The following is a 25,509-nucleotide window of genomic DNA, read 5'->3' as shown; positions in this document are numbered from 1 at the left end:
CATTTTATCCTTCAATACAACAAGCTACTTATAAATATGACTATTAAATATACAGTTTCTATCGAGCAAGCCAAATCACACTTATTCAATATTAAATTATCAATCCCTAAGCACAAAAAGCAGCAGCTGACTATTTCTTTACCAGCTTGGATACCTGGCTCATATATGATTAGAGATTTTGCTAAAAATATTATCCAAATTTCAGCCAAATCAGTTAGTAAGCAGCAAGAATTAATTTTAAACAAAATTGATAAACAAACATGGCAACTCGATACTCAAGGTGAAAACTGCGAAATAAATTATCAAGTCTATGCATTTGACACATCAGTCAGAACCGCATTTTTAGACGATAATAGAGCCTTTTTTAATGGCACTAGTGTCTTTTTACAAGTCAGTGGCTTTGAACAAACTAAGCAAGTTGTTGAATTTATCTCACCAAATAAAGCAGAATTTAAAATCGCTACTGGTTTACAACGTGCTGAACAAACCAAAATTTTTGGTTTTGGTGAATACATGGCGAATGATTATGCCGAACTCATCGACTGCCCTGTAGAAATTGCCGATTTTGATTGTATTGAATTTGAAATAAACCAAATACCGCATTATCTGATATTAACCGGTAAACATTATGCCGATAAAGAAAGAGTTAAGCGTGATTTAACCAAACTGTGCCAACACCATGTTGATTTATTCGAAAAAGAAACAGGTGGTGTGCCGCCATTTAAAGAGTACTGGTTTTTAACCAATATTTTGCCAAATAGTTTTGGAGGTTTAGAGCATAAAAACTCAACTGCCCTACTTTGCTCTAATTTTGATTTTGCCAATAAAAATCGACCAAATGAATTAACCGAAGGCTATCGCACATTCTTAAGTCTAGCTTCGCATGAATACTTCCACACATGGAACGTGTGCCGTATTAAGCCAGTTGAGTTTATTCCGTATCAAACACAAACCGAATCTTACACAACACAATTATGGGCTTATGAAGGTATAACCTCATACTACGATGATTTAAGCTTATATCGCACTGGGATTATTTCATTTACTGAATACCTAAGCATAATCAGTAAAACTTATACTCGAGTTTACCGCGGTAGTGGCGAATTAAAACAGACCTTAAATGAATCCAGCTTTTATACTTGGACTAAATTTTACAAGCAAGCTGAAGATGCAGTTAACAATATTACCAGTTATTACACTAAAGGCAGTTTAGTCGCACTCTGGATGGATTTAACCATTCGAAAAACAAGCCAAGGGGAAAAATCACTCGATGATTTGATGCGTCATTTATGGCAAAACTTTGGCATGCAGAACAAAGGCACTCAAGAAACAGACTTTATTGAAATATTTAACCAGTTAACCGGACAAGACAATACTGCGGAATTTAAACATATACTCAATACGCCTGAACATTTGCTACTAACAGAACTGCTCGATAAATTTGGCATTAAGTTGCAAATTACCAGTGCGAAAATTTCAGATACTCTGGCTAAAGAAACCGACAATTACCAACCTTATCTAGGTGCTATTTATAAAAAGCACAATTTAGGTCTGCAAGTGATGGCTGTGATTGAAAACTCACCGGCAGAAAAAGCAGGTATAAATCCAAAGGATATTTTAATCGCGATAGACAATTTACAACTTGATGCTCAGGCCGAAAATATCTTGCAGAACATTCAAGCGAATACAGAAGTAAAATGCCATTTATTTAGAGATTCTCAACTTATAGAAACTCAATTAGTATTAAGCTTAAATGAGTGCCAGTTAATTGAGTTAACTGAATCGGACAAAGCATTATCAGCTAAATGGCAGCAAATAATTTAACAACTAAATCAATTTAGCTAGGGTGTGTTGACGTTTTCTGTACATATTTCGTTCTAATTAAACGCTTTTTGCTCGCGACGCGAGATATACAGCATAGTTATTCTATGTAAATATCGAGCAACAAAGAGCAAAAAGTGTTTACGACGAATCCGAAGGACAGCGTTTGTTTGAAATTTATACTGCTGCAAAATCGTACTCAAAAGATCAACACACCCTCGGGTCTATTTAGCAACTTGCTTTGCTTATTATTAAGCTAAGTTAGCTTAGGTTGATTTTTATCAAAAATTGAAAAGAATAGTTACAAGCCGCAAAAAACAAGATGATAAACAATTGATTTATAACAAATAAAAGTCAAAAGCCTTTCGCCCTAGCTAAACCAGTCAAAAAATCTGATTCATTTCTGTGATATAAAAATCCTCATAATAATATTTATCTTTGTTTATCTATGAGAAAACTTCTTACTTCACTTGCAACTATCCTGATTGTATCGGCCTGCAGTCACACAAGTATCAATTTGAATAACACCTCAAATCACAAACAATCAAGTCCGTTAACCGATGAGTTTATCCAACAAATCAAAAGCAAAAACTACATAGCATTAACACCAGATGAAAAACGTAAACTCGTCTTGGCACATCAAGTAGCATTTCAAGCACTTGATGAAAAAATTAGAGATCCCTTTATAACCAAAGGGCCAGATAATTTTTATTATTTAACTGGCACCACGGCAGGCAGTCATTGGGGAGACACGGTTGGCGTTCGACTTTGGCGCAGTAAAGATTTAGCCAACTGGCAAGACTTAGGCTTTGTTTGGCAGCTAAATAAAGAGGGAAAAGCACAAAACTCTTGGCATCATACCAAACCCGTTAAACGTCCTGATTTTATCAACCCTGTGGCAATTTGGGCACCTGAAATTCACTACATGAAAGGCACTTGGTGGATCCCACATTGTATAAATGGCGGCGGACACGGTTTACTAAAAAGTAAAACAGGTTTGGTTCAAGGCCCTTATGAAGCCCTCCCAGCTATGATGGATAAATTAATTGATGCTCACTTATTTAAGGAAGGCGAAGACATATATTATGCATGGCAAGCCGACTATATCGCCAAGATGAATTCAGATATGACAGCTTTGGCTGAACCTGCGACTAAACTACAACATAATGGCAAACATGAAATGGCCTATGAAGGTATTTTAATCATTAAGTTTGGAGATAAATATCTGCATATAGGCTCAGGTCGATATGGTTATGAACCTAGCGACAGCTACGACTTATTTTATGCAGTATCTAATAACCTAAAAGGTCCGTATGGCAAACGTAGAATGATGATTAAAAATGCGGGCCATGGCAATATCTTCAAGGGCCCTAATGGCAAATGGTGGAGTACAGCTTTCGACCATGAATACACAACTAAATTTGACCAGAAAAACAAATGGAGTTTATGGCTAGTCCCTATTGATATCAAAGAAACAGAGAAAGACATAATTGTAGATGTTAAAGACGCCAGGTTTACTCCCACTCCAATAGACCAATACTTTATAGACAGACTCTCAGTGACAGGTAAACCCAAAGCCTGGCATGGTATAGCCCCTTGGACTAAACCGAATGAACTAGAAGCCGCAAAAACCCAAAAAGCAAAACATAAAAAATTACAAATGCATTGATACTGATGATTAACCTTAACTCTTAATGAGAACGCAGGAAGTTAAATAAGTTGTTGATAAAAATAAATTACCAAGGAATTAGAGAGCCGTCGGCTTCAATAAATTGTCCAGATTGCGCTTGCGTGAGCTTTTCTATAGATTTAGTCATTAGTTGAACCGCTTGCTCAATAGACATAGGCGCTTCATCGCCTCCCATATCGGTTTGAACCCAGCCTGGATTTATCAATGTCACAATAATATTTTGCTTAGCGACTTTGGTTGCAAGTCTGCGTGAAATTGTATTCAGCGCAGCTTTACTTGCAGCGTATGCATCTAAACCAGCATCCGCTGCAATATTTAACTCGAGTGAAGCGACACCGGAAGATATTTGCACGAGTTTACTACCAGAGGACATTAGCGGAATAACAGCTTGGGAGACTAATGCTGGTGCAATACTGTTCACTATGAAATGCTGTATAAAAGTACCCGTGTCCCATTGTCCTATGTTTTGTAGTTGTGAAATTCCAGCATTATTAATGACTAAATCAAGCTTAATTTGGCGAGCTGTTAGCTTGTCTGTGAATTGCTTTATGCTGTTTTCATCGGCCAAATCGACTAGATGAACGATTAGCTGATCGCGATATTTCAGTTTTAGCTCACCAAGCGAACGACCAAAAGGTTCTCGTCGACTTGTTGCAATAACTTGATTCCCCAAAGATAAATAATGTTCGACAAAGGCTAATCCCATGCCGCGGTCTGCCCCAGTAATCAAAACCCATTTTTGCATTATTATTCCTAACCTTTACATTAAAAAAAATTGAAGATAGTTAACAATATCACAGGCAATATAATACTAAAAAAATTAATTAAAGAGTAAAGAGCTAATCTGCTGGTTACACGATTTTTAGGCACTAAAACTCCATAGGTTCTTGGTGAAGCTAACGAGAAGTAGTTTAAATAAAAAGAGATGTCAAAGCCTAGGCCCTAACACTAGAAATAGGAGATTAGAAATAAAAGACTAATAGTTAACAAGATTTAATCATGCATATAAGGTTTATTTTGTTTATAAAAGAGCAAAACGCGTTGAACAAACCACTGACTTAAATCACATTCAATGTACCCGAATAAGGGCAATTTTTACAGCCATTGCTACAGCAGCTACCTCGCTTTAAGTGGAACCAAGACGTGAATACATGAAAGCCATTTTCTAGATTAAAATCTATTCCTTCGACCATACTAGGTGGTTTAGCAAAAGGTGCAGCTATCACTAGCATTTCATCTAAAGTTTTTTGCACCATCAAAGTGTTAATTTGTGCCGTTATTTTGAGTTTTAAACACTCAGGGCACAAACATTGGCTCTTGCTTGGGTCGTTATTGGCTGTATTTTCACCTTCAGTATTCACCTCAGATAAACTAGCAATATTTGGAAGTTTAATACACCAGCAAGCTGAATCTAGATTCGACTCGACTCCGCAACCGAAAGCTTGCTGGCAATGATGACAAGTAGATTGAGTGCTCATTTAAACGTGCAGTAATCTCGCTCTAAATGAACGGCCTTTTAATTTACCTTGGCTAATTTTTTGAAACGCTTTTTTCGCAATTTTTTCATTTACCGCAACATAAGCCCAGTTATCAAATAAGTTAATTTTACCGATTAACTTACCATCAATTTCTTTACCTGCAGTGAGTGCTCCTAAAATGTCACCTGCACGTACTTTTTGTTTTTTACCACCATCAATTTGGATAGTTTTAAAACTCGCGTATCTAGGTTTCACATTTAAGATGTCTTTATCTGGTAATGTATCGTAATTAACCACAGGATCAGATGGTAAATCCAGCAATTCGACTTTATGGCTTTCTCTATCACTAAATAAAGAACAAGCGATCCCTTGATTACCGGCTCTGCCCGTACGACCAACTCTATGAGTATGAGTATCTGTATCGTGTGCCATATCGTAGTTAACAACTAACTCAACAGAATCTATATCTAAGCCCCTCGCTGCGACATCTGTCGCAACTAAAATGTTCGCGCTTTTATTGCTAAACATTATGATAGCTCGGTCTCGATCTCTTTGTTCTAAATCGCCGTGTAAAGATAATACGGTGAAGCCAAAATGCGATAAGCTATCAGCAACAGCTTGGGTATCTTTTTTGGTATTACAGAAAACGATGGCACTTTCTGGTTGATGTTCTAGTAAGATATATTTAAGCGCGCTGGCTCTGTGATTTGCACCATCTACCTTATAAAATCTTTGTTGTATGCTATTTTCGTCGTGGGTAGATTCTGCTTCTACCATAGCAGGTTTAACCATGTAGCGTTGAGCAATTGATTCTATTTGAGGCGAAAAAGTCGCACTAAACATAAGGGTTTGCTTTTGTTTCGGAATTTCAGCCAGAACTTCTTCTAAAGAATCTTGAAAGCCCATTTCAAGCATACGATCTGCTTCATCTAAAACTAGAGTGTCCACATTAGATAAATCGAGCGTACCACGTGAGATATGATCTACAATTCGTCCTGGTGTGCCCACAATAATATGCGCGCCATGCTCTAAAGAACCAACTTGCGGGCCAAATGGCATACCACCACATAAAGTTAGTACTTTAATATTGTGTATGCTTCGCGCTAATTTTCGAATTTCGTTACTAACTTGATCAGCTAATTCCCGAGTTGGGCATAGTACGAGTGTTTGGATTCTAAATTTCTTAACTTGCAGTTTATTCAATAAGCCTAAAGCAAAAGCGGCCGTTTTACCTGAGCCAGTTTGACCTTGGGCAATGACATCTACACCCTTTAATATGTGAGGGATACTTTTCGCCTGAATTGGCGTCATAGAGTGATAACCTAGCGTTTGTAAGTTTTCTAATAAATCGGTTTTTAACGCTAAGGTGTCAAATTTGGCTTGGCTCACTGGTTTTCCTATTATGTTTTGTACGGACTATTTTGTTTTGCATGTAGCATATCTAAATATAAAGCTTCAACTTTATCCCTAGCCCATTGAGTTTTACGTAAAAACTTTAAACTCGATTTAACGGATGGATCACTTTTAAAGCAGTTAATATTAATTTGTCTCGCTAATGACGGCCACCCATAGTATTCAACAAGTTCTGTGACTATGGTTTCTAATTTTACACCATGTAGAGGGTTATTAGGCTGGTTGTTCATGTATCTTCTAGCTAGGGATTAATTATGTGTTAAGGATACAGATAAAAAACTTAAATGTCGCGAAAATCAGTCTTTCGACTGATTACAATTGTTAAACTTACGATTATTTTCTAATTTTTTAATAAATTGACGCTCGGCATATTTTCGCCACAAACGACTTGCACCAGATACCAAACCAGCAATGATAATTGCGCCCCATAAGAATGGGTTGGTAAATGGATTTTGGCTATTTTCAATTAAACCTGCGCCGCCATTCAATAACCAATAGACAAATAAAGCAAAGCTAATCATTAAAGCCGCGGCGATTAAAGCAACCAGTGTTTGATTGAAAATATTTTTTAACCACTTCAAATTAATTTGTACCTTTATAAACCAAATATTTTATACCAGGGTAAGTAAACTAGGTTTGCTATACTGGTTGCCATAATTGCAGTAAAGGTTAACCCCATACCAATTACTCGGCAATTCAGTTTATCTTTTAATATGCCAAATGCATGAACCGAGCGACCTAATAACATGATAATAGCGATAATATGTAATAAAATTATCGGCGCTAAATTAAGCTCTAAAATCATCATTAATACTAGAAAGAAAGGAATATTCTCATAGGCATTTAATTGCGCAGTTCTGACTCTAGCCAATTCTTCACTATCGCCATTGGCGTATTTAATCTGCTCTTTTCGACGAACTTTTATCACTTTAAAAGCAAGATAAAACATCAGAGCTGTAAGCAATACTGCATAAAATCCTGTAACCATGTTATAACCTCAGTAAAATCCCTAGTTCAGTCGTATAACCCGCTACTTTAGAGCGGACTTCAGCCTGATTTGTCACCACATAATAGCTTGGATAAGCTGATATCTTAAATTTTTGTTTAACTTCTTCATTACCTAAGTAAACCGGAAAAGATAACTCGTGCTGTGCAATAAAATCTCTCACTTCTGTTTCGCTTTGATAATCTAACGCAATAGCGATAATCTGAGTCGTATTTTGATCATTATGCACAGCTTCTAAATTATCTATGCTTAGATGGCATACACTGCACCAAGGCGCAAAAAAATAGACCAGAGTATCTGTTTCTCGCTGCTTAAAATCAAAAACTTGTTTTTTTAGCCCTGTTATTTCGATTAATTCAATTTGGCTGTCTTCAATATTTTTCCCCGTTTCTAACATATTTAGAGTTTGGATCCAGCTGACAACAGCCACTACAAGTATAATTAAGGCCGAATTGATAATAAATGGCTTAAGATTTCGTTTTATCCAAGCAGTTAACTTGTAATTCATAACTAAGTTTCCATATAATTTGGTATAACTAATGTGAACTGGGAATACCTTGTTGAATTTCAATAATTTTTATAAATTTTTTACCTTATCACTCGTATTCCCGCTTATTTCAGCCTGTGATAATGGTCCATCGTTAAGATCCATCTGCGAAACTCACAGTGAAATTTGTCAAGATTTAAACACAGATGCTTGGTGTCGTAACGAGAGAAGACTGGTTATCTTTGGTCGATACGAAGAAATGTCGACCCCCACAGATGAAGTAAGATACCAACTTATTCAAAATTTTGAAGCTTATTCAAAATGTGTCCACAAAGCGTCTTTGATTGAACATATTAAATTAAAAGAAAAAACCACTTCTAGAGTCAATGGCTATGTAACGTCAATTAAAGAATTAAAACGCCTGTCTGAGGCGACTAAAGATAGTAATCACCCTCACCTACTTTATTGGCACTGGTCGCGTAATGGTGATGAAGCAGCACTTAGCCGTTTCTTAAAATTAAGAGACACAGGCGTGTTACAAACACCTGAGCTGCAATTTAAATTAGCGACTCACTATGTAAAATATAATCAAGATCTCACAATAGACACACTGTACCACGCGCTTGAACTATATGATGGTTCTGAGCCACTCAACACTGAAATTTTGACAACTTTAAGTACTCTGTATTTAAAACAAGAAAAATTTAAACATGCTTATGTGTGGGGAAAAATAGCCAAAGAAAATGGCGCGACAGACATAGATTTAGCACCTTTACGCGCTATGTTGGAAAACGACAACATACGCGTAAGTGATCTAGACGGTCTAGCCAATGATTATTTTAGTGACATAAACTCAGGTAAGTTTGTGCCACCGAAAAGGTAGCTAAACCAGCCCTTCGCGCTTACTGAAAATAATCATATGGTAAAGCCTGAACTAGACTGACAAATATTCGATAATTTTTTGTGCTGCTAATTCAGGATGCTCTAAATGAAAATGATGACCGCCGGGAACTTGAGTGTGCTGCATATTGTTAAAGTAAGCTTGGCGGCGCTCTAAGTCTTCACTAATCGATTTAAAACCAGTTTCACCCAATATAATTAAACACGGCACATGAATGTGTGACACCAGTTCAACCGCTTGCTCTTCAGATAAACGAATTGGTGATAATGTTTTTAACCTAGCATCACTTCGCCAAATAAAAAACGCATCTTTACGTTCAATATTCCTTTCAATCAAGATGCTAGCAATTTCTTGATTGAAATCACCGGCTTTACATCGTGAATCAATTAAACTCGCTAATAAAGATATAGGCCGTAATTTATTTTTTTCCGAGTGAGATGTTTTTATCGCCAGTTGGTCACGGCTGGTAAATGCCGCTTTTAAATTTTCCACTAGATCTTGGTTGGGTTGCACAAATGCGCCTGCGGATTCAAGCAAGATAAGTTTGTTAATTTTGTCTTGCTCTAAAGTTGAATAGATAGAAGCTAAAATACCGCCAAGTGAATGGCCAATTAAGTTAAATTTGTCTAGTTCTAGTTGCTTGACCACAAGTTTAAATTCATAAACCCAATCCACTAAGTGATAGTGAGCATCCGCACCTATATGATCAGATTTACCATGGCCTGAAAGCTCAACTAGATAAATTTCGTATTCATCTAAAAAAGACGTTATTAATTCAAAACTGGCCGCATTATCTAGCCAACCATGAACAAAAACTAATGGTAACTTGTCGTTTTCTCCAAGCTTATGCAGCACAGAAACCTGACGACCTAATACCTCAACATATTTTTGCTGCCAATTGGGCTTTTCACTAAGACTCATTAATCTTTTCTTTTTTTGCTTTTTTTATTAATCGATTTAGTCTGAATATAGTACGGGTGGAGCCTGTGATACCTAGCCCAATACCAGTTACTTGAATATGGCCAAAATGGATCGCGCCAATGGTCATGTTCTTGCCTTTCTTTAACAATGGGCCATAGATAAATTTTGGCGTCTTTAATCACAGGATACAAAATATCTTGCTCACCGATTTTATCTTGCTCTGACACTGCAATTGTACCTAACGCTGAAATTAATCTACCTTCTTTATAGATACTCGGTTCAAGAAAATGCTTTACATAAACTCTAAATCGACCAATAGAGTTATCAGTCACCTTAGGCTTAGTGCTTGAATGCGCTTCAAAGTGAACTATCTCTAACATAGTTTCACCAGACAAATTATCAATTTTAGCAATCACGCCACCCCAGCGTGCAAGCTGGTTTAAGTTTTGGTTAGGATTAAGTGAAACCTCTTTATAGCTAACTAATTTACTATCATCAGCTACTTGTAGATCTTTTGGCACTATTGCGCAGCTCGTTAGCCATAAGCTAACTAAGACAATGGCAATCTGTTTAAAATTATTGTTCTGCATAAGTACTCCGCCATGTTTTATATAGGCCTAAGCAACCAAGAATAAACCAAACTGCAACCCAAAATATTTCAGGTATATAAGTTAGTTTAGCTAATGTAGCGCCATCCCCCAAAGAACGGCCGTCAATTAAATACAAAGGGCTGTAAATTGCATTTAACATAGTTATGATACCTAAAAACATCATAAATGGTTTAACCCACTGAGTCGCAAGCTTAGTTAAAGGTAAAGCTAAGGTAAGAGTGACAGCTATTATGACTAGCATACTCAAGATATCGCGAATCCAAAGTAGTAAACTTAAAACACAAATTAACACTAAACTTAAAGAGATAAACTTAACCACTTTGGCTTTTAAGGTGGCCGAATAAACCATCAGCATACCCCAACCAACTGCCCCAGCATAACCAATAAACGAAGTTAATAATTGTATTCCGCCTTGACTAACACAAAGACCGCCACCATTAACATAAAGTTCGATATATTGGATTTTCCCACCTGTTAATATTGCCATTAAGCCATGGCTTAACTCATGAAAATAAGTCGCAAGCCATTTAAAAGGGAGATTAATAAACGGTAGCCATTTCACGATTAGAGCCAAGAGCAATAAAGACAAAAAGTACCACTTTGAATTCGTTCTAGTCATAGTTTTGAATATCTTTATATTGCACCAAGATTTTTAAGCAATGCGAGCATTTCATCTTCAGTTAAAACATTCACACCTAGATCTTGTGCTTTAGTTAATTTAGACCCAGCGCTTTCACCAGCAACAAGATAATTTGTCTTAGCTGAAACACTACCAGATACTTTAGCACCTAAACTCTGTAAATGCGCTTTAGCATCATTTCGTCCCATACTGGTTAAGGTACCCGTTAAAACATAGGTTAAGCCAAGTAGAGGTTGTTCGCTTTCATCTTTAACTTCTATCTCTGGCCAATGTATGCCTTGTTCAATCAAATCTTGAACAACTGCTTTATTATGGGGTTCAGCAAAAAATGCTTGGATATGCTTGGCAACAATAGTCCCAACATCTTGCACTTCAATTAACTGTTCATAACTCGCAGCTTGTATGGCCGCTAAGGTTTTAAAATGGTTAGCTAAATTACTCGCAGTTGCCTCACCGACTTCGCGAATACCGAGAGAGTATATAAATTTAGCTAAGGTAGTCTTTTTAGACTTCTCTAATGAATTAAGTAATTTTTTAGCTGATTTTTGCCCCATTCTATCTAACATAGCGACATCAATTTCGACTAATTTAAACAAATCTGCCGGGGTTTTGACCATTTGTTTATCAACAAAAACTTCAACTAATTTATCACCCAGACCATCTACGTCTAAAGCTTTACGTGAAGCAAAATGAATAATAGCTTGAGTTAACTGAGCCTGACAAATAAGGCCACCAGTACAACGTGTCACAGCTTCATTTTCGATTCGTTCGACATGAGAATCACAGACTGGGCAAGTCGTTGGAAATTCAATCTCTCGCGTGGTTTGCTCTTCTCGTTTCGCTAAAACCACAGATACAACTTGAGGAATAACATCACCAGCACGACGGATAATCACACTGTCGCCTACTCTAATACCTAAACGCTCTATTTCATCAGCGTTGTGCAAAGTTGCATTTGAAACCGTTACGCCGCCAACAAAAACAGGCTCTAACCTAGCAACAGGGGTGATAGCACCGGTTCGTCCAACTTGAAATTCTACATCTAAGACTTTCGTCATTTCTTCCTGTGCAGGGAATTTATGAGAAGTTGCCCAGCGAGGTGCTCTTGCGACAAAACCTAGCTGTTGCTGCAGTTCAATACTATTAACTTTGTAAACGACACCATCAATCTCATAAGGTAGCGCATTTCGTTTGGTTCCGATTTGGCTGTAAAATTCAGCAAGCTCTTTGCTGCCTTTTGCCAATTTAACTTCTTCGCTGACTGGCATGCCCCAGTGTTTTAATTGCTCAAGTCGACCAAGGTGAGTTTCAGCCAATATAGCTTCATCATCAACCACATGACCAACAGAGTAAGCATAAAAAGATAGTGGGCGCTGCGCTGTAATTTTTGAATCAAGCTGACGTAAACTGCCAGCAGCTGCATTTCTAGGATTGGCAAAGGTTTTTTCATAGCGTTTAATTTGGGTTTGATTAAGTTTTTCAAACCCGGCTTTCGGCATAAACACTTCTCCTCGAACTTCGAGTTCAGCAGGGATATCATTACCTCTCAGTTTTAGTGGAATACAACGAATCGTTTTGATATTTTCGGTGATGTTTTCACCAACTTTGCCATCACCACGCGTTGCGGCTTGGACGAGTTTTCCATTTTTATACAGGATAGCAACGGCTAAGCCATCCAACTTAGGCTCACAGCTAAACTCTAGCTGGGTAGTATCTTTCAAGCGGTCAAATATACGCTTCTCAAAAGCGATTAAATCTTCATCTGTAAAAGCGTTGTCTAATGAAAGCATAGGTAAAATATGCGTCACTTGCTCAAATGCAGATAAGGCTTTACCGCCTACTTTATTGCTTGGTGAATCCGCTGAATTATATTCTGGAAAGGCCGTTTCTAATTCTCGTAATTGCTTAATTAATCTATCATATTCAGCATCTGGCACACTTGGCTGATCGAGCACATAATATTGATAGTTATAGTTTTCTAATTCTTGTCTTAATTGCTGAATTTGCTCTAATGCGGTTTCTGACATAATAATTTTTTATACGTTATTGATTGAATGGATAAATTGCCAATGTTCGGCAGTAACAGGTTGAACAGATAATCTAGCTTGTTTGATTAAAGCCATATCTGATAGCACATCTATTGATTTAATCTGCTTTAAACTAACTATACGATTAAATTTTGTTTTAAATTTAATGTCAATGTTAAACCAACGTGGATTTTCAGGGGAGCTTTTTAAATCATAAAGTGTTGATGAAGTATTAAACTGCTCAGGATCTGGATAAGACGCTTTCACAACTTCAACAACACCAACTATTCCCACCGCCTGACAACTACTATGGTAGATAAAAGCTAAATCACCGAGTTGGATGTGATCTCGAATATTGTTACGGGCTTGATAATTTCTAACGCCATCCCAAACCATAGTTTGCTCTGGTGAGTTTTTAATATCATCAATAGAACACTCGTCTGGCTCTGTTTTTAATAACCAATATTTCATCTATTCAAATGTGTTAATTAAAAACGTAATTGTACTTGAGTTGATTTTAAAATGCAGAATTAACCGTTAAATTTGCTAGCTTAATTCTTTTAAGCAAGAAAGGTATACAGGATTAACTTAGCTTAACTAATCCTGTATAAGTAGTGAGGTTAAATGCTTAAATGCCTAATTCATCCAACAAATCTTGGCCTGCGTCGTCATCTGGCTTGTCCGCTTTTTTCTCTTTATTTTGCTTGTCCATGTGTGCACCTCGAATAATATCGTCTGGATCAAACTCTTCAGGTACAAAATCATGTAATTTAATAAATTCGGTTCTATCCATAGCTAATTCTAGATAGAATATATTGCCTTTTTCTGTCGTAAAAGTAACACGTCTAGCTTGCGGTCTATCTAAATTAGTATCAATCGAAATCATTAACTGCTTATTCACAGTTAACATTTTTGGCTGACTTTGAGTAATTGACGTTTGTAATTCTTTACCGACTAACCCCGTAAAATCACCTAAAATTTGATTTAGCAGTTCCCCCATGACATTTCCAACATCATCCGAAGTATGTTGGGTTGATAATTCACTTAGAGGGATCCCCATGTTCGTCATATATTTTTGATAAATTTCGATTGCGGTTGCAGCGCTAAAATTAATAACAACTAACCCTGAAAATCCACCATCGAATAATACAAATGAACCTATGTCTGGTTTAAGACTGGTTTTAGTGATCTTTTGCACCAGAGCTGAATAAGTGACCATATTAGCATTCGCATTCGCTAACACATCCGTTACTGATTTACACAACATGACTAAAATATCGTCGGTGGTAATGACTGTTGTTTTATTTGCCGACTTAACTGCTGGTTTATTCATTAAATTAAGATCCTATTTAAAACTGAAACGCGCTGATAAATATATTAGTTTTATTTTAGTATTACCTAAAGGTAGGCTCAGCAATGAAAGTTATCAAGCTTTATTAGATTAAAAAGCTGATTTTTAATTTAAATTTATCAACTTACGAGAATATTTAAAGTAGAAAATTAAATCGCTACCATTTCTGGCATACTTATCCGATTACGCCCTGCTATTTTTGATTGGTATAAAAAGCTGTCAGCATGTTTGATAATATTCATTTCTGCCTTATTGCTTTGAGCTATGGTTGAAATACCAATACTCAGGCTTAATACTTTTTCTTTCGATTTGATGTGCTCAATATTTGCTAATTTAATATTTTCTTGTATCCGTTTAGCAACATAAAAGGCACCATCTAAATATGTTTCGGGTAACAAAATAACAAACTCTTCGCCGCCATATCTAGCAACAAAATCTGTCGGCCTTTTTAAGGCAGATTTGAGAATATTGGCGACTATTTTTAAAGCTTTATCCCCTGCTATATGACCATATGTATCATTGTATTGCTTGAAATGATCTATATCCATAATCAACAAAGCACTATCAGTGTGGGTTCGATTAATATGCTCTATTTCTTTAATTAAATGTTCATCAAAATAGCGACGATTATAAATACCTGTTAAACCGTCTATATAAGCCATATTCGCTAAAATGTCGGTTTGATATTTTAAGGTTAGATGCGCTTTAACCCGATTTTTTAAGGTTATAGGATTAACTGGTTTGGTTATAAAGTCTATACCACCATTTTCCCAACAAGCAGTTTCATCTTCTTGTTCCATGACAGAAGTTAAAAAGATAATTGGAATCCGTCTTGTTCCTTCATTTTGTTTTAAAATTCGGCAGGTTTCTAAACCACTCAACCCAGGCATAATCACATCTAATAAGATTAAATCGGGTGGCGTATCGTAGCAAAGGTCAATCGCATCCTCACCACTCGTAGTTGCTAGTATTTCATAATCATCCGACAGTAAGTTGTAAATTGTTTGAATGTGAACAGGCTTATCATCGACAACCAGTATTTGAGCTCTGCTCAAATCTAACTCGGCATTATCTAATAATAAATTAATCGGCATATTCTTTATTCCTAATGCTGACTAGAAATTCATCTACTATGACTTTAGCTTTTTTAAACTCTAATTTATTCAAACACTCTAGTAATACATCTGTCTGCGACATAGAAATCAATCTCAAATTAATACTCACTTGTTTATAAGTATCAATCGCGTGCATTTTTGAGTGGGATAATTCATCGGATAATATCTCCAATAACATTTGGAATTCTTCATTTGGCAAAGCAGGCTGTTCAGAGCTATCAGTTTCAATATTTTTAAGGCTCTCGACTAAGTGCTCAACTGCAGAGATTGACGCATTCAAAATAGGTAAAAATTGACTAAATTTGGCATCATTATCAAGTTCAACTAATCGAGTTTTGGATTTTTCAAACAATTCAGATTTTTCTGATAATTGAGTAAGGCCGAATGAAGCGGACGTGCCTTTTAATGTATGGAAAAACATTTTTAGTTCCGTTTCATCCCAAACTTTATTTTTATCTTGTATTTCATCTAAGCAAATATACAAATCAGTTAAAAATATCAGTAATGATTTTAATAATAATGGGTATGAATGATTAAAGCGTTCTAATGTTGTATCTAGATCTATTTGATATTTAGCCGCAATATCAGCTATGTGTCCCACTTTATTATGACGTTTATCTAAGGTATTTTCTGTGAATTGTAAAATCATAGAAACCAGCGTATTTAATTCATATGGTTTTGCTATATGACCATTCATACCAACTTCAAAACATTTTATTTTATCTGAATTCAATACATTAGAGGTTAAAGCTAAAATAGGTAAATCATAAAATTTGTAATTACTTCTAATTTTACGTGTTGTCTCATAGCCGTCCATATCAGGCATTTGTATATCCATTAGTACGAGATCAAATTCTATAATTGAGTTTTCGAGTTCCTCTATTGCTTGCAGACCACCAGATGAAACAACAACATGTGCACCCTCACTGCTAAGTAGGTTTTGTGCAATGGTTTGATTTATTGGGTTGTCTTCAACTAATAAAATTCGTTTATCAACCAGTCTTAAACCTAAATTCAAATCCGTAGGCTGAGTTATATTTTGTGCAAAAACAGCATCGCTCACTGCATCTAATAAACTCAGCTTAGTCACAGGCTTAGTTAAAAAACCATTTAACAACTTCTCCGGTTCTTGGGTATGTTTTTGCGCTAACATTTGTCGTGTATATGCCGTAATCATAATAACGAGTGGGATATCTGCCTGTAAGGCGTCTGAGCTTCTAAGCTGTTTGGCCAGTTGCCAGCCATCAGTTTCTGGCATATTCCAGTCAATCAGGGCAAGATCAAAATGCTTACCTGATTCTAATATTTGCATTGCTTCTGTTGCTGAGTTAGCCGTCGTCGCAACCCAATTTAATTGTTCAGCTAAAGTAGATATGATGCTTAAACAAGTTTTATTATCGTCTACGACTAGCACATTTAAATTTTTGTTATTTTTTAAGTTAATTAGGCTATCAGCATCGTCTTTAATTTTATTTATAATAATCGAGAAGCTAAATGTAGAACCTTCACCCTCTATGCTATCCGCTCTAATTTTGCCATGCATTAAATTAACCAACTCATTTGATAAGGTTAATCCGACACCCGAGTAATTACTACGATTTGATAATTGGTTTTGTGCGAAAAACTTATTAATTTGTTCCAATTTTTCGGGCGAAAGACCAACACCCGTATCCTGTATATCAAAACCTAATTCTAAAACATCCTCATATTCATTTAAGATTTTACACTTAATGACAATTTCGCCAGCTTCAGTAAATTTAATTGCATTTCCTGCAATATTTAGTAGAACCTGTTTTATTCTTTTTTCATCGCCACTGAGCTTTATAGGTAATTTTTCATCTATGTCATAATGAACTTCAACTTGCTTGCCCTCGGCCATAATGGTCAATACAGAGCCCAATTCAGAAAACAATTCAAAAATATCAAACTCCTTGGGTAATATTTCTAGATGGCCTTTTTCTGCTTGAGTCAAATCAAGTATGTCATCAATAATGTAAGTTACATTTTGCAGCGAATGTTTCGCATCGGTAACATAATTAAGCTGTTCAGGATCTAGCTCCGTCAACTCGATTAATTGCATCATGCCTGATGCTGCATGCAGTGGTGTTCTGATTTGATGGCTCATATTGGCCAAAAATTGAATTTTAGCTTCATTCGCATAAGTAGCTTCCGCTAATGCTTTATTTAGTAACGCTTCTTTTTCTATCCTATCTGCAATATTTTTAGCTGAAATATAAACGATCTCTTCAGCATTTATATTTAAGTAACAAATTGCCAACAGCATAGGTATTTTGTCAAGATTCGCCAGCTTGTAATTACACTCTATGCTAGCTCTATTTTTTAACGACAAGTTCAGCCATATCTTGTTCCAGTCTGATTCAGATATATCAATGATATCCCTAACACTTATGTTTTTAAGTTGGGCATCTGTATAACCTAATTTGACTAACGCATAAGGATTATACTTAAGGATTTGTCCAGCTCGACTGATCCAAAATAGAATATCTTCAGAATTATCGACTGAAGCTTGGATCATATTAAAACTTTGTTCTAACAGCTTATCTTTAGTTAAATCCTTAAGCTTGAAGACATAGCCTAGCAAATTTAAATTATCATCTTTAACTTCTGCCGAAGTTAAAATCAGCTCAATCGAATTGCCAGCTTTGTTTAGTAATTGCCACTCTGCTTGCCCATTAGTTTCATGATCAAAGACGGTCAGTAAAACATCAAATTTTGACTTAAAGCTGAGATTATACTGTTTTACAACACTGTCTTGTTTCATCAAAAAATAACTTGAATCAAATAGTGTTTCCACGATTGATTCCCCTAAGACTTCTTCGTGGTGATAACCTAAAATGTCTTCTGAACGTTTATTGAATAAATTAATATGACCCTGTGCGTTAGTGACTATTATGGCTTCTTCACTATTATTTAAAATGCAATGTTTTAAACTTAAAGCATGGCTTAATTGACTTGCTTGTTCATCAAATGAAGCTTCAAGCTTTTTATTTTTACACTGTAGCTCACTTTGCAACCCGACTAATTTGGTAACATCCACAATACTTAAGGTTGCGCCAATAAACTTACCATTTTGATTTAATGGCATAAAGTTAAGCTCTAAATGTAAGATTTTTTCTGCTAAGTTCATTTCAATAGAGAAATGCTGAACGGCTTCACCAGCCGTTACCTTTTTAAAAATATTTAATAGGTTTTCAGTTGAAGAGTTAGTTTTGATTAAATTTAAAATAGGTTTGTTGCGATCGCTAGTTTTGAGACCAATCAAACTAGCAGCTCTATCGTTCCAATTTTTAACACAAAAACTAGAATCCAAACCTATGATGCCTTCCATCGCATTTTTAACTATCGCGGCGAGCTCAATTTTGTCCCGATAGGTTTTATATTGTTTAATGAGATAAATACCGACAATGGTTACAAATAAGCAAATCAATACAGCAAAAGCCTGCATTTCGATAAATTTAGTATGGGGATTATTAAGATATAAGCTATCTATATAAGCTTGATTTGGATGAGCTGTCACTTGCCAAGAACGGCCAAAAAGTTCAAATTGTATCTTTTGTAGTGACTGATTATTGGTTGCTGATAAGTTCTTGGGGTTATAAAAATTAACCTTATCATCAGGGGCAATGTCTTCGATAGTGAATTCGAAGTTGGGCGATTTTTTTTGAATACTACTAATTATTTCATCTATTAGTAATGGCGCATAAACCCAACCAGCTAACTCACCTTGGGAGACAGACTCTTGTTGGTCATAAAAGACCGGCTTTAATAATAAAAAACCGTGTTTAATTTTTTCTTCAGCTTGCACTAAAGTAATAGGTGCTGTTAGTTGAACTGTTTTAGAAATAGCAGCATGAATGGCAGCTAAGCGGCGGTTTTCTTCAGAAGCAATATCAAGCCCCACTGCCTGTTTGTTGTTATCTTCTGGTTCGATAAATTGAATAATGAAATGATTGTCCCAAGTCTCGTCTATTGTTTTAATGGCAAAATCGCCATTTTTTGAAAGTTTCATTTCTTCAACAAAGCTATCCACTTGGTCTAAATCTATCTTTTTGATAAAACCAAACCCTCGAGCACCAGGAAATTCTTCAGGATAGTTTCTGTGCTTAAAATAACTTAGATTATGCTGATAACTAAAATTATCAGCACCGACAGATTTTATTGCGCCATGGAGCCCATTTAAACCGTAAACGTATAATTCGAGACTTGATTTAATATCTAGGCTGGTATCGGTTAAATGTTTAGATATTTCCGCTTTAATACGATTTAGATTTTTACTTTCGACGCTATTTTCTACAAAGCGAGCAAAATTGTAGCCTGATATAAGAATTATAATTGGGATAAGATAAACGCATAAAAACAGTAATCGAATCAGATCACGTTTAAAATTTACAGCCATTTTTGCATCAAGCACCACAAATATCCTTTTGTATTTTTGCCTAGAAAAAACCAATTGTGTAAACGTCATTTTTAATATAGCACTATATAAGTTTTTGTACTGATTAAATGGATAAAAATATTGGAAAATAAATAGATAAAATTTGCATTCATGAATTTTTAGTCATACTTAACTGACAGGATTATCCAAATTGAAATTAATTTTGGTGCATGCGATGACATTTAAAGGAAGACAGCCCCTGTTTAAACGTTACTTTCCCATCTTCAGCATCATAACAATTATCATACTTGGCGCATTTTTTATGTTGTTAAGTAAGGAGTATATCTATCAAGAAGCAGCGCAATCAGGTACAGATAAATTAATAAAAAGTGTCAATAATCAAGTTAATATTCTAGAACAAGAATTTAATTTGAGCAGAAATGATGCTGCTTTTTTACATGCACTGCCGCCTATTTCAGGCCTAGCCAGATCAATAAACAATAATGACTTAGACCCATATGATGGTACTCAAACTGAACAGTGGAAATTAAGGTTACAAAAAATATTTGTGGCTTTTATCGAAAAAAACCCAAGCATTCGTCAAATTCGATTCATATCTAAATTAAATCAGGGTAAAGAAATTGTTAGAGTGGAACGGCGCAACGCCAATATTAATATCATTAACCAAGATTTACTCCAGCAAAAAGGTGAATCAGACTATTTCAAGCGCAGCCAAACCTTAATACCTAACGAAATTTATATCTCAGACATAACACTCAATAAAGAATTTGGAAAAATTGAGACACCTATTTGGTCGACATATAGGGTTGTCAAACCCATTTATTATCAGCAACAATTCTTTGGCGCTGTGGTTATTAACTTTAATGCATCTGTACTCTTCAACAAACTAAAACAATACCAAACACAAGGCAATCTCGAGCACTACTTAGTCAATCAGAATGGTGAATTTTGGCTTGCTCCACAATCAGAGTATGCATTTGCTAAAGCGTTAGGCAAACCAATCTATCAATGGTCACAAATAGCTGAAGAAGCCAACTTATCCAAATTATTAACCAAGCCTGTTGCGACCAAGGTTAATGGCGAACACGCACTTGTCTTAGCTAAAAATATTGACTTAGACATCTCGCCTGATTTAACAAGAGAAATTTACATCATTTCTGTGCTTAAAGCGGATTCAATAGAAGCAGTCTGGCTTACCCAAAAAAATAAACTAGTCATTATTTATATCGTGGTTGTTATATTATTAGGCAGCATCATTTGGTTTTATCAAGTTTACGTAAATAAACTAATTTATCTTAATGATAGTCAATCTAGATACCAAGCCATAGTGACTAGCTCTTCTGATGCTATCGTCGGTATCGCTGAGAATGGAGATATTTTAAGCTGGAACCAATCCGCACAATATTTATTTGGAATAGATGAGATAGATGCGATAGGCAGGCCATTTTGGGATCTGTTTAATCTCAAGTCGAATGATGCTATACAAAAATCTGTCATCCGAAAGGCTATAGAAACTAACGAATCTAAATTTATTGAAGTAGAGAATGATTCAGGTTGCGAACAAAAAACCATACTCAGTATTTACATATCGCCAGTCAAAACACCTGACAATAAAGCAAATGAAATTTCAGCTATCATTCGCGATATAACGGAGCAAAGAATAAACGAAACAAAAATTAAAAATATGAATACTAACTTGGAGCAACAAGTACAACAAAGAACCGTACAATTAGAGCAAGCTAAGGAACAAGCTTTAAGTGCCAGTGTCGCAAAAAGTGAGTTTGTAGCCAACATTAGCCATGAAATAAGAACCCCATTAAATGGCATATCAGGCATGATTGAATTGCTAAAAAAGGACACATTATCGACCAAACAGCAACATTATTTAAGCATGGCTAGCTGTAGCGTTAATACCTTATCAGTCTTGATTAATGACTTACTAGATATGTCAAAAATTGAATCAGGCAAACTTGATATTGAATGCATAGAATATGATTTAATTGAAATAGTTAACACAGTTATCAGTAGTTTATACATTAAAGCAAGTGAGAAAGGGCTGGAACTTATATTGGATCAGCTTAACTTGCAACATAGATTCTTAATGGGTGACCCAACGCGATTAAAACAATCTTTGACCAATTTAATTGGCAATGCGATTAAATTTACCAGTGAAGGTGAAATAACCATAACACTCTCAACCAGTCTCTTGCCAACCAATCAAATCGACTTAAAACTGGAAGTAAAGGATACCGGAATTGGTATTAACCAAGCACAGCAAGATAAATTATTTAAACCTTTTACCCAAGCTGACTCTAGTATTTCAAGGAAATTTGGTGGGACTGGCCTAGGCTTATCCATCACTAAGCAATTAGTGGAACTAATGAATGGAAAAATATCAGTAGAGAGCAGATTTAATCAAGGCTCCAACTTTACCATTAATATCACAACAGAATTAGCTCAAACGCAAAGCCAGAATGAATTATTACAACCGCTGCTGTTAGGTATCAAGATTGCCCTCTTTATAAAGAATAATAGTTTACAAAATTACCTCATTAAGCAATTTAATTTCTGGAAAGCTGAAATCACTAATCTAAGTGATATCGACAAACTAAATTTAACCTCAGATAAAATGGCGAGACTACCTGATATCATTATTGTTGAAGAAGAATTTATGACAGATAGTTTATTTCGTTTTATTCAAGCGAAAAGCAACACCTTATGTATTTTAATTTCAGTTAACTTAGACATTAGTACAGAATACACATCCCCAAATATACGGCACTATCCAAAGCCTATATTGATTGACAGCTTAATTGATGAAATTAAAACGCGTAAACAAAGACATGTTAGCAGCGCAAATAAATCAATTAACTTCAATCATTTTTCGACAAAAACCTTAGACACCATTAGTAACAAACATGTACTCATTGTCGATGATAATGAAGTAAACCGGATTGTTGCCGCGGGCTTACTAGAAGAGTTGAATCTAAAAATAAGCATGGCGATAAATGGACAGGAAGCAATCAATGTTTTATCCAAGGTCCAAGATAAAAATCAACTACCATTAGTGTTAATGGACTGCCAGATGCCTGTTATGGACGGGCTAACTGCAACCAGTTTAATTCGGCAAGGAAAAGCAGGTCAACTTGCATTAAATACGACCATCATAGCAATGACAGCCGGCGCTATGGATAGTGAACAAAAAGCTTGTATCAATGCGGGTATGAATGACTTTGTATCTAAACCCATAGACACCAAGAACTTTGTAAAGAAAATCATTCATTGGTTAGCAGAAAAAGATGAAGTTGAAGTTGAATTTATCGACTAGACTAAAATTTCCCCCCTCACCAAACAGACATCTTTCACCCAAATAAAACCAAAACAATCAACTCAAATTATAATCTGGCCTAGTTCCTGTTTTATATCTTTCATCAAATTTAATAAAAAGTGTCATCGCATTTTCACCCGAATTTAACTTACTAAAGCTAGTGTACTGCCGAATTTATTTAAATTTAACAATTTCGGGGAACACTATGCTTCAAACAAAGACAATCGTCTTTTTGTCATTAATTTCGGCATTACCTCAAGTAGCAGCTGAAACTATTTTTAAAGAAGACTTCTCGATAGGTCTTTACGGTCAGTTCACAGCTTTTAGTGCAAGCAGTGACAAAGATTGGTACTACGATACCTATAATGGCACTAGTTCAGCAGCTATGAATGGTTATGCAGGTTCGGCCGATAGTAGCGACTGGTTAATTTCGAAAACCATAGATTTAACTTCGACCAAAATCCAAGCCGCAAGCTTGTCTTTCACCTCTAGAGTCCGTTTTGATGGACAAAATATTAGCGTAAAAGTCGCAACTGATTATCAACAAGATCTAACGCCTGATTTAGCAACTTGGCAAACATTATCAACTGTATTACCCAATGATGGACAAGGTTCATCTGGTTCTAATTTTGAACCTTCTGGCAATATTGACTTAACTCAGTTTGTCGGCCAAGAAATTAACATTGCATTTCATTACCAAACCGCAGCTGATGTGAATGGCAATAACGGTAGCTGGTATATAGATGACATCATTGTTGATGTGCAAGGTAACGAACTTGAGTTACCGCTAACAGCAGCTATGGCAGTTAATAACACTGAGCTTCAGTTATATCAAGAGATTGAATTCAAAGCGCTTGCTTACAATGGTTTAGGCGAACCTTATTCGTATCTTTGGGATTTAGGAGATGGTACTCAAAAGTCGGGGTCAGAAATCACTCATAGTTACGCTCAAGGGGGTAACTTTACAGTCAAGCTAACCGTTACAGATAACTCAGGTACAGAATCATCTGTCCAACTTAGCAAACAAATCATAGTTGAAGCACCAAATCCATACAAAGTTAAAACTAAACAATCCGATCAAAGCATTCGCTTTGCCAGCTTTAATGTCAGTATGGAAGCTGAAAACTATACCTCAGAAGATATTGAAACTAAGCAATCACAAATTTTAGAAAATGAACTTGCTAGTGGTAATAACTCGCAAATTAAAAACATAGCTGAAATCATTCAACTCGTTAGGCCTGATGTTTTACTGTTAAACGAGTTTGATTACATAGCTGATGAAAATCTTGGTGTAAAAATGTTTATTAGCCAATATTTAAACATTCCACAGTCTGACCAAGCTCAATCAATCGACTATCCCTATTATTATCTAGCCACTTCTAACACTGGAGAAGCAACAGAATTTGATTTAAATAACGATGGTAACTTTGATTCAATCAAAGACGATGCATACGGATATGGTCGCTTTCCGGGTCATTACGGCATGGTTTTACTTTCTCGTTACCCGATAGAGGCATCCGAAGTAAGAAGCTTTCAAAAATTTTTATGGAAGGATATGCCGAATAACTTAATGCCGATTGACCCAAGCACACAAGAAGCTTGGTACAACCAAGCGGAAACAGAGGTTTTTAGACTTTCTTCTAAATCTCATTGGGACGTACCAGTCAAAATTAACGACAAAACCATTCATATTTTAGCCAGCCACCCGACTCCACCGACTTTCGATGGTGACGAAGACAGAAACGGTAGGCGCAATCATGACGAAATTAGACTCTGGGCTGATTATGTATCGGCTGACAATTCTAGTTATATCTATGATGACAATGGCCAATACGGCGGCCTTAAACAAAACGAAAGATTTGTCATTTTAGGCGATTTAAATGCCTCAATCGAAGGTGATGCTTACCCTGGCACGATAAACCAATTGCTACTTCATCCAAATGTATATGGTGAATATGCACCATCATCTGAAGGTGGCGTAGCCAATACCCCATCCAACCCAATATCTGCTCATCACACTGCAAGCTGGAGAATGAGAGCTGATTACGTACTAGCCGCAAGAGCTGGCTTAAACGTAACCCAAGGTTCTGTATTTTGGCCAACATCCGACCAGGACTTATACAGACTTGTTGAATCAAGAGCTGCAAGTTCAGACCACAGGCTAGTTTGGTTGGATATAGAAATAACCGAAACAGATTCAACACAAGATGACGCTGATACAGGAGGTTCTATCAATATATTTTTAATCTTCCTTACGCTCGCTGCGGCAAGATTTAGACAGACAAACCATAGATCACAATAAA

Annotated in this window: 20 protein-coding genes; 5 read left to right on the top strand and 15 right to left on the bottom strand. The window is 36.0% G+C overall.

The features are described from left to right. The first annotated feature begins 36 nt into the window (after positions 1–36). Positions 37–1,824, top strand: coding sequence for a M61 family metallopeptidase (locus tag XM47_RS09620; protein WP_048692045.1), 1,788 nt, complete (start codon positions 37–39; stop codon positions 1,822–1,824). A gap of 514 nt (positions 1,825–2,338) precedes the next feature. Further along, positions 2,339–3,490, top strand: a complete 1,152-nt coding sequence (locus XM47_RS09615; RefSeq protein WP_048692042.1) for a family 43 glycosylhydrolase — start codon at positions 2,339–2,341, stop codon at positions 3,488–3,490. Between the two features lie 67 nt (positions 3,491–3,557). Here the strand turns inward: XM47_RS09615 and XM47_RS09610 are convergent, their stop codons facing one another. The 7 genes from XM47_RS09610 to XM47_RS09580 all read right to left on the bottom strand — a co-directional run bounded on the left by XM47_RS09610 (position 3,558) and on the right by XM47_RS09580 (position 7,916). Continuing rightward, a complete protein-coding gene (locus tag XM47_RS09610; RefSeq protein WP_048692040.1) occupies positions 3,558–4,256 on the bottom strand; it encodes an SDR family NAD(P)-dependent oxidoreductase in 699 nt (232 codons plus the stop codon). A gap of 313 nt (positions 4,257–4,569) precedes the next feature. Beyond that, positions 4,570–4,989 carry a cysteine-rich CWC family protein gene (locus tag XM47_RS09605; RefSeq protein ID WP_048692037.1) on the bottom strand — a complete coding sequence of 140 codons (420 nt, stop codon included), beginning with the start codon at positions 4,987–4,989 and terminating at the stop codon, positions 4,570–4,572. Next, entirely contained in the window at positions 4,990–6,378 is a 1,389-nt protein-coding gene (dbpA, locus tag XM47_RS09600) for an ATP-dependent RNA helicase DbpA (protein WP_048692033.1), read from the bottom strand. It lies immediately after the preceding gene. 11 nt (positions 6,379–6,389) lie between these two features. Further along, on the bottom strand, positions 6,390–6,632 hold the full coding sequence (locus tag XM47_RS09595) for a VF530 family protein (protein WP_048692030.1): 243 nt from the start codon (positions 6,630–6,632) through the stop codon (positions 6,390–6,392). A 66-nt stretch (positions 6,633–6,698) separates the two neighbouring features. Further along, the gene (locus XM47_RS09590; protein ID WP_048692029.1) at positions 6,699–6,983 is read right to left on the bottom strand and encodes a hypothetical protein; all 285 of its coding nucleotides are present in this window, start codon (positions 6,981–6,983) and stop codon (positions 6,699–6,701) included. Between the two features lie 14 nt (positions 6,984–6,997). Next, on the bottom strand, positions 6,998–7,390 hold the full coding sequence (locus tag XM47_RS09585; RefSeq protein WP_048692023.1) for an MAPEG family protein: 393 nt from the start codon (positions 7,388–7,390) through the stop codon (positions 6,998–7,000). Between the two features lies 1 nt (position 7,391). Then, positions 7,392–7,916 (bottom strand): thioredoxin-like domain-containing protein, encoded by a 525-nt coding sequence (locus XM47_RS09580; protein WP_053084537.1) that lies wholly within the window; start codon positions 7,914–7,916, stop codon positions 7,392–7,394. A gap of 49 nt (positions 7,917–7,965) precedes the next feature. On the opposite strand from XM47_RS09580, the gene XM47_RS09575 reads away from it, so the two are divergent. Further along, positions 7,966–8,778 (top strand): DUF2989 domain-containing protein, encoded by an 813-nt coding sequence (locus tag XM47_RS09575; protein ID WP_245623447.1) that lies wholly within the window; start codon positions 7,966–7,968, stop codon positions 8,776–8,778. 51 nt (positions 8,779–8,829) lie between these two features. Here XM47_RS09575 and XM47_RS09570 read toward each other — a convergent pair whose 3' ends face one another. The 8 genes from XM47_RS09570 to XM47_RS09535 form a co-directional block, all read right to left on the bottom strand. Next, on the bottom strand, positions 8,830–9,717 hold the full coding sequence (locus XM47_RS09570; RefSeq protein WP_048692017.1) for an alpha/beta fold hydrolase: 888 nt from the start codon (positions 9,715–9,717) through the stop codon (positions 8,830–8,832). After that, complete coding sequence (locus tag XM47_RS09565) at positions 9,717–10,307, bottom strand: Slp family lipoprotein (protein ID WP_048692016.1); 591 nt, start codon at positions 10,305–10,307, stop codon at positions 9,717–9,719. Before XM47_RS09565 ends, XM47_RS09570 begins: the two co-directional genes overlap by 1 nt. After that, positions 10,294–10,947, bottom strand: coding sequence for a M50 family metallopeptidase (locus XM47_RS09560; protein ID WP_077066526.1), 654 nt, complete (start codon positions 10,945–10,947; stop codon positions 10,294–10,296). The genes XM47_RS09565 and XM47_RS09560 overlap by 14 nt, the downstream gene beginning before the upstream one ends. 14 nt (positions 10,948–10,961) lie before the next feature. Then, positions 10,962–12,995 (bottom strand): NAD-dependent DNA ligase LigA, encoded by a 2,034-nt coding sequence (gene ligA / locus XM47_RS09555; protein ID WP_048692013.1) that lies wholly within the window; start codon positions 12,993–12,995, stop codon positions 10,962–10,964. A 9-nt stretch (positions 12,996–13,004) separates the two neighbouring features. Next, positions 13,005–13,466 (bottom strand): EVE domain-containing protein, encoded by a 462-nt coding sequence (locus tag XM47_RS09550; RefSeq protein WP_048692011.1) that lies wholly within the window; start codon positions 13,464–13,466, stop codon positions 13,005–13,007. A 157-nt stretch (positions 13,467–13,623) separates the two neighbouring features. Next, positions 13,624–14,328: a DUF3334 family protein gene (locus XM47_RS09545; RefSeq protein WP_048692008.1), complete on the bottom strand. Its 705-nt coding sequence runs from the start codon at positions 14,326–14,328 to the stop codon at positions 13,624–13,626. A 167-nt stretch (positions 14,329–14,495) separates the two neighbouring features. Further along, positions 14,496–15,440 carry a diguanylate cyclase gene (locus XM47_RS09540; RefSeq protein WP_048692007.1) on the bottom strand — a complete coding sequence of 315 codons (945 nt, stop codon included), beginning with the start codon at positions 15,438–15,440 and terminating at the stop codon, positions 14,496–14,498. Further along, on the bottom strand, positions 15,430–19,878 hold the full coding sequence (locus tag XM47_RS09535; protein WP_172656516.1) for a response regulator: 4,449 nt from the start codon (positions 19,876–19,878) through the stop codon (positions 15,430–15,432). The genes XM47_RS09540 and XM47_RS09535 overlap by 11 nt, the downstream gene beginning before the upstream one ends. Positions 19,879–20,179: 301 nt before the next feature. Between XM47_RS09535 and XM47_RS09530 the strand changes: the two genes are divergently transcribed. Both XM47_RS09530 and XM47_RS09525 read left to right on the top strand, forming a co-directional pair. Next, the gene (locus XM47_RS09530; protein WP_048691995.1) at positions 20,180–23,206 is read left to right on the top strand and encodes an ATP-binding protein; all 3,027 of its coding nucleotides are present in this window, start codon (positions 20,180–20,182) and stop codon (positions 23,204–23,206) included. Positions 23,207–23,411: 205 nt separating this feature from the next. Next, entirely contained in the window at positions 23,412–25,508 is a 2,097-nt protein-coding gene (locus XM47_RS09525; protein WP_048691993.1) for an endonuclease/exonuclease/phosphatase family protein, read from the top strand. Position 25,509 lies beyond the last annotated feature (1 nt).

This window comes from Catenovulum maritimum (assembly GCF_001050375.1).
Taxonomy (GTDB): Bacteria; Pseudomonadota; Gammaproteobacteria; order Enterobacterales; family Alteromonadaceae; genus Catenovulum; species Catenovulum maritimum.
The sequence above is the reverse complement of the archived record's forward strand: the minus strand, read 5'-3'. Positions and strand labels throughout refer to the sequence as shown.

Bases quoted from the DNA above. Each gene is read 5' to 3' on its own strand.
- XM47_RS09530 (WP_048691995.1), top strand. From the start codon at position 20,180: ATGTTGTTAAGTAAGGAGTATATCTATCAAGAAGCAGCGCAATCAGGT.
- XM47_RS09585 (WP_048692023.1), bottom strand. From the start codon at position 7,390: ATGGTTACAGGATTTTATGCAGTATTGCTTACAGCTCTGATGTTTTAT.
- XM47_RS09535 (WP_172656516.1), bottom strand. From the start codon at position 19,878: ATGGCTGTAAATTTTAAACGTGATCTGATTCGATTACTGTTTTTATGC.
- XM47_RS09550 (WP_048692011.1), bottom strand. From the start codon at position 13,466: ATGAAATATTGGTTATTAAAAACAGAGCCAGACGAGTGTTCTATTGAT.
- XM47_RS09580 (WP_053084537.1), bottom strand. From the start codon at position 7,916: ATGAATTACAAGTTAACTGCTTGGATAAAACGAAATCTTAAGCCATTT.
- XM47_RS09595 (WP_048692030.1), bottom strand. From the start codon at position 6,632: ATGAACAACCAGCCTAATAACCCTCTACATGGTGTAAAATTAGAAACC.
- XM47_RS09560 (WP_077066526.1), bottom strand. From the start codon at position 10,947: ATGACTAGAACGAATTCAAAGTGGTACTTTTTGTCTTTATTGCTCTTG.
- XM47_RS09540 (WP_048692007.1), bottom strand. From the start codon at position 15,440: ATGCCGATTAATTTATTATTAGATAATGCCGAGTTAGATTTGAGCAGA.
- XM47_RS09610 (WP_048692040.1), bottom strand. From the start codon at position 4,256: ATGCAAAAATGGGTTTTGATTACTGGGGCAGACCGCGGCATGGGATTA.
- ligA (WP_048692013.1), bottom strand. From the start codon at position 12,995: ATGTCAGAAACCGCATTAGAGCAAATTCAGCAATTAAGACAAGAATTA.
- XM47_RS09620 (WP_048692045.1), top strand. From the start codon at position 37: ATGACTATTAAATATACAGTTTCTATCGAGCAAGCCAAATCACACTTA.
- XM47_RS09545 (WP_048692008.1), bottom strand. From the start codon at position 14,328: ATGAATAAACCAGCAGTTAAGTCGGCAAATAAAACAACAGTCATTACC.
- XM47_RS09570 (WP_048692017.1), bottom strand. From the start codon at position 9,717: ATGAGTCTTAGTGAAAAGCCCAATTGGCAGCAAAAATATGTTGAGGTA.
- XM47_RS09565 (WP_048692016.1), bottom strand. From the start codon at position 10,307: ATGCAGAACAATAATTTTAAACAGATTGCCATTGTCTTAGTTAGCTTA.
- XM47_RS09605 (WP_048692037.1), bottom strand. From the start codon at position 4,989: ATGAGCACTCAATCTACTTGTCATCATTGCCAGCAAGCTTTCGGTTGC.
- XM47_RS09525 (WP_048691993.1), top strand. From the start codon at position 23,412: ATGCTTCAAACAAAGACAATCGTCTTTTTGTCATTAATTTCGGCATTA.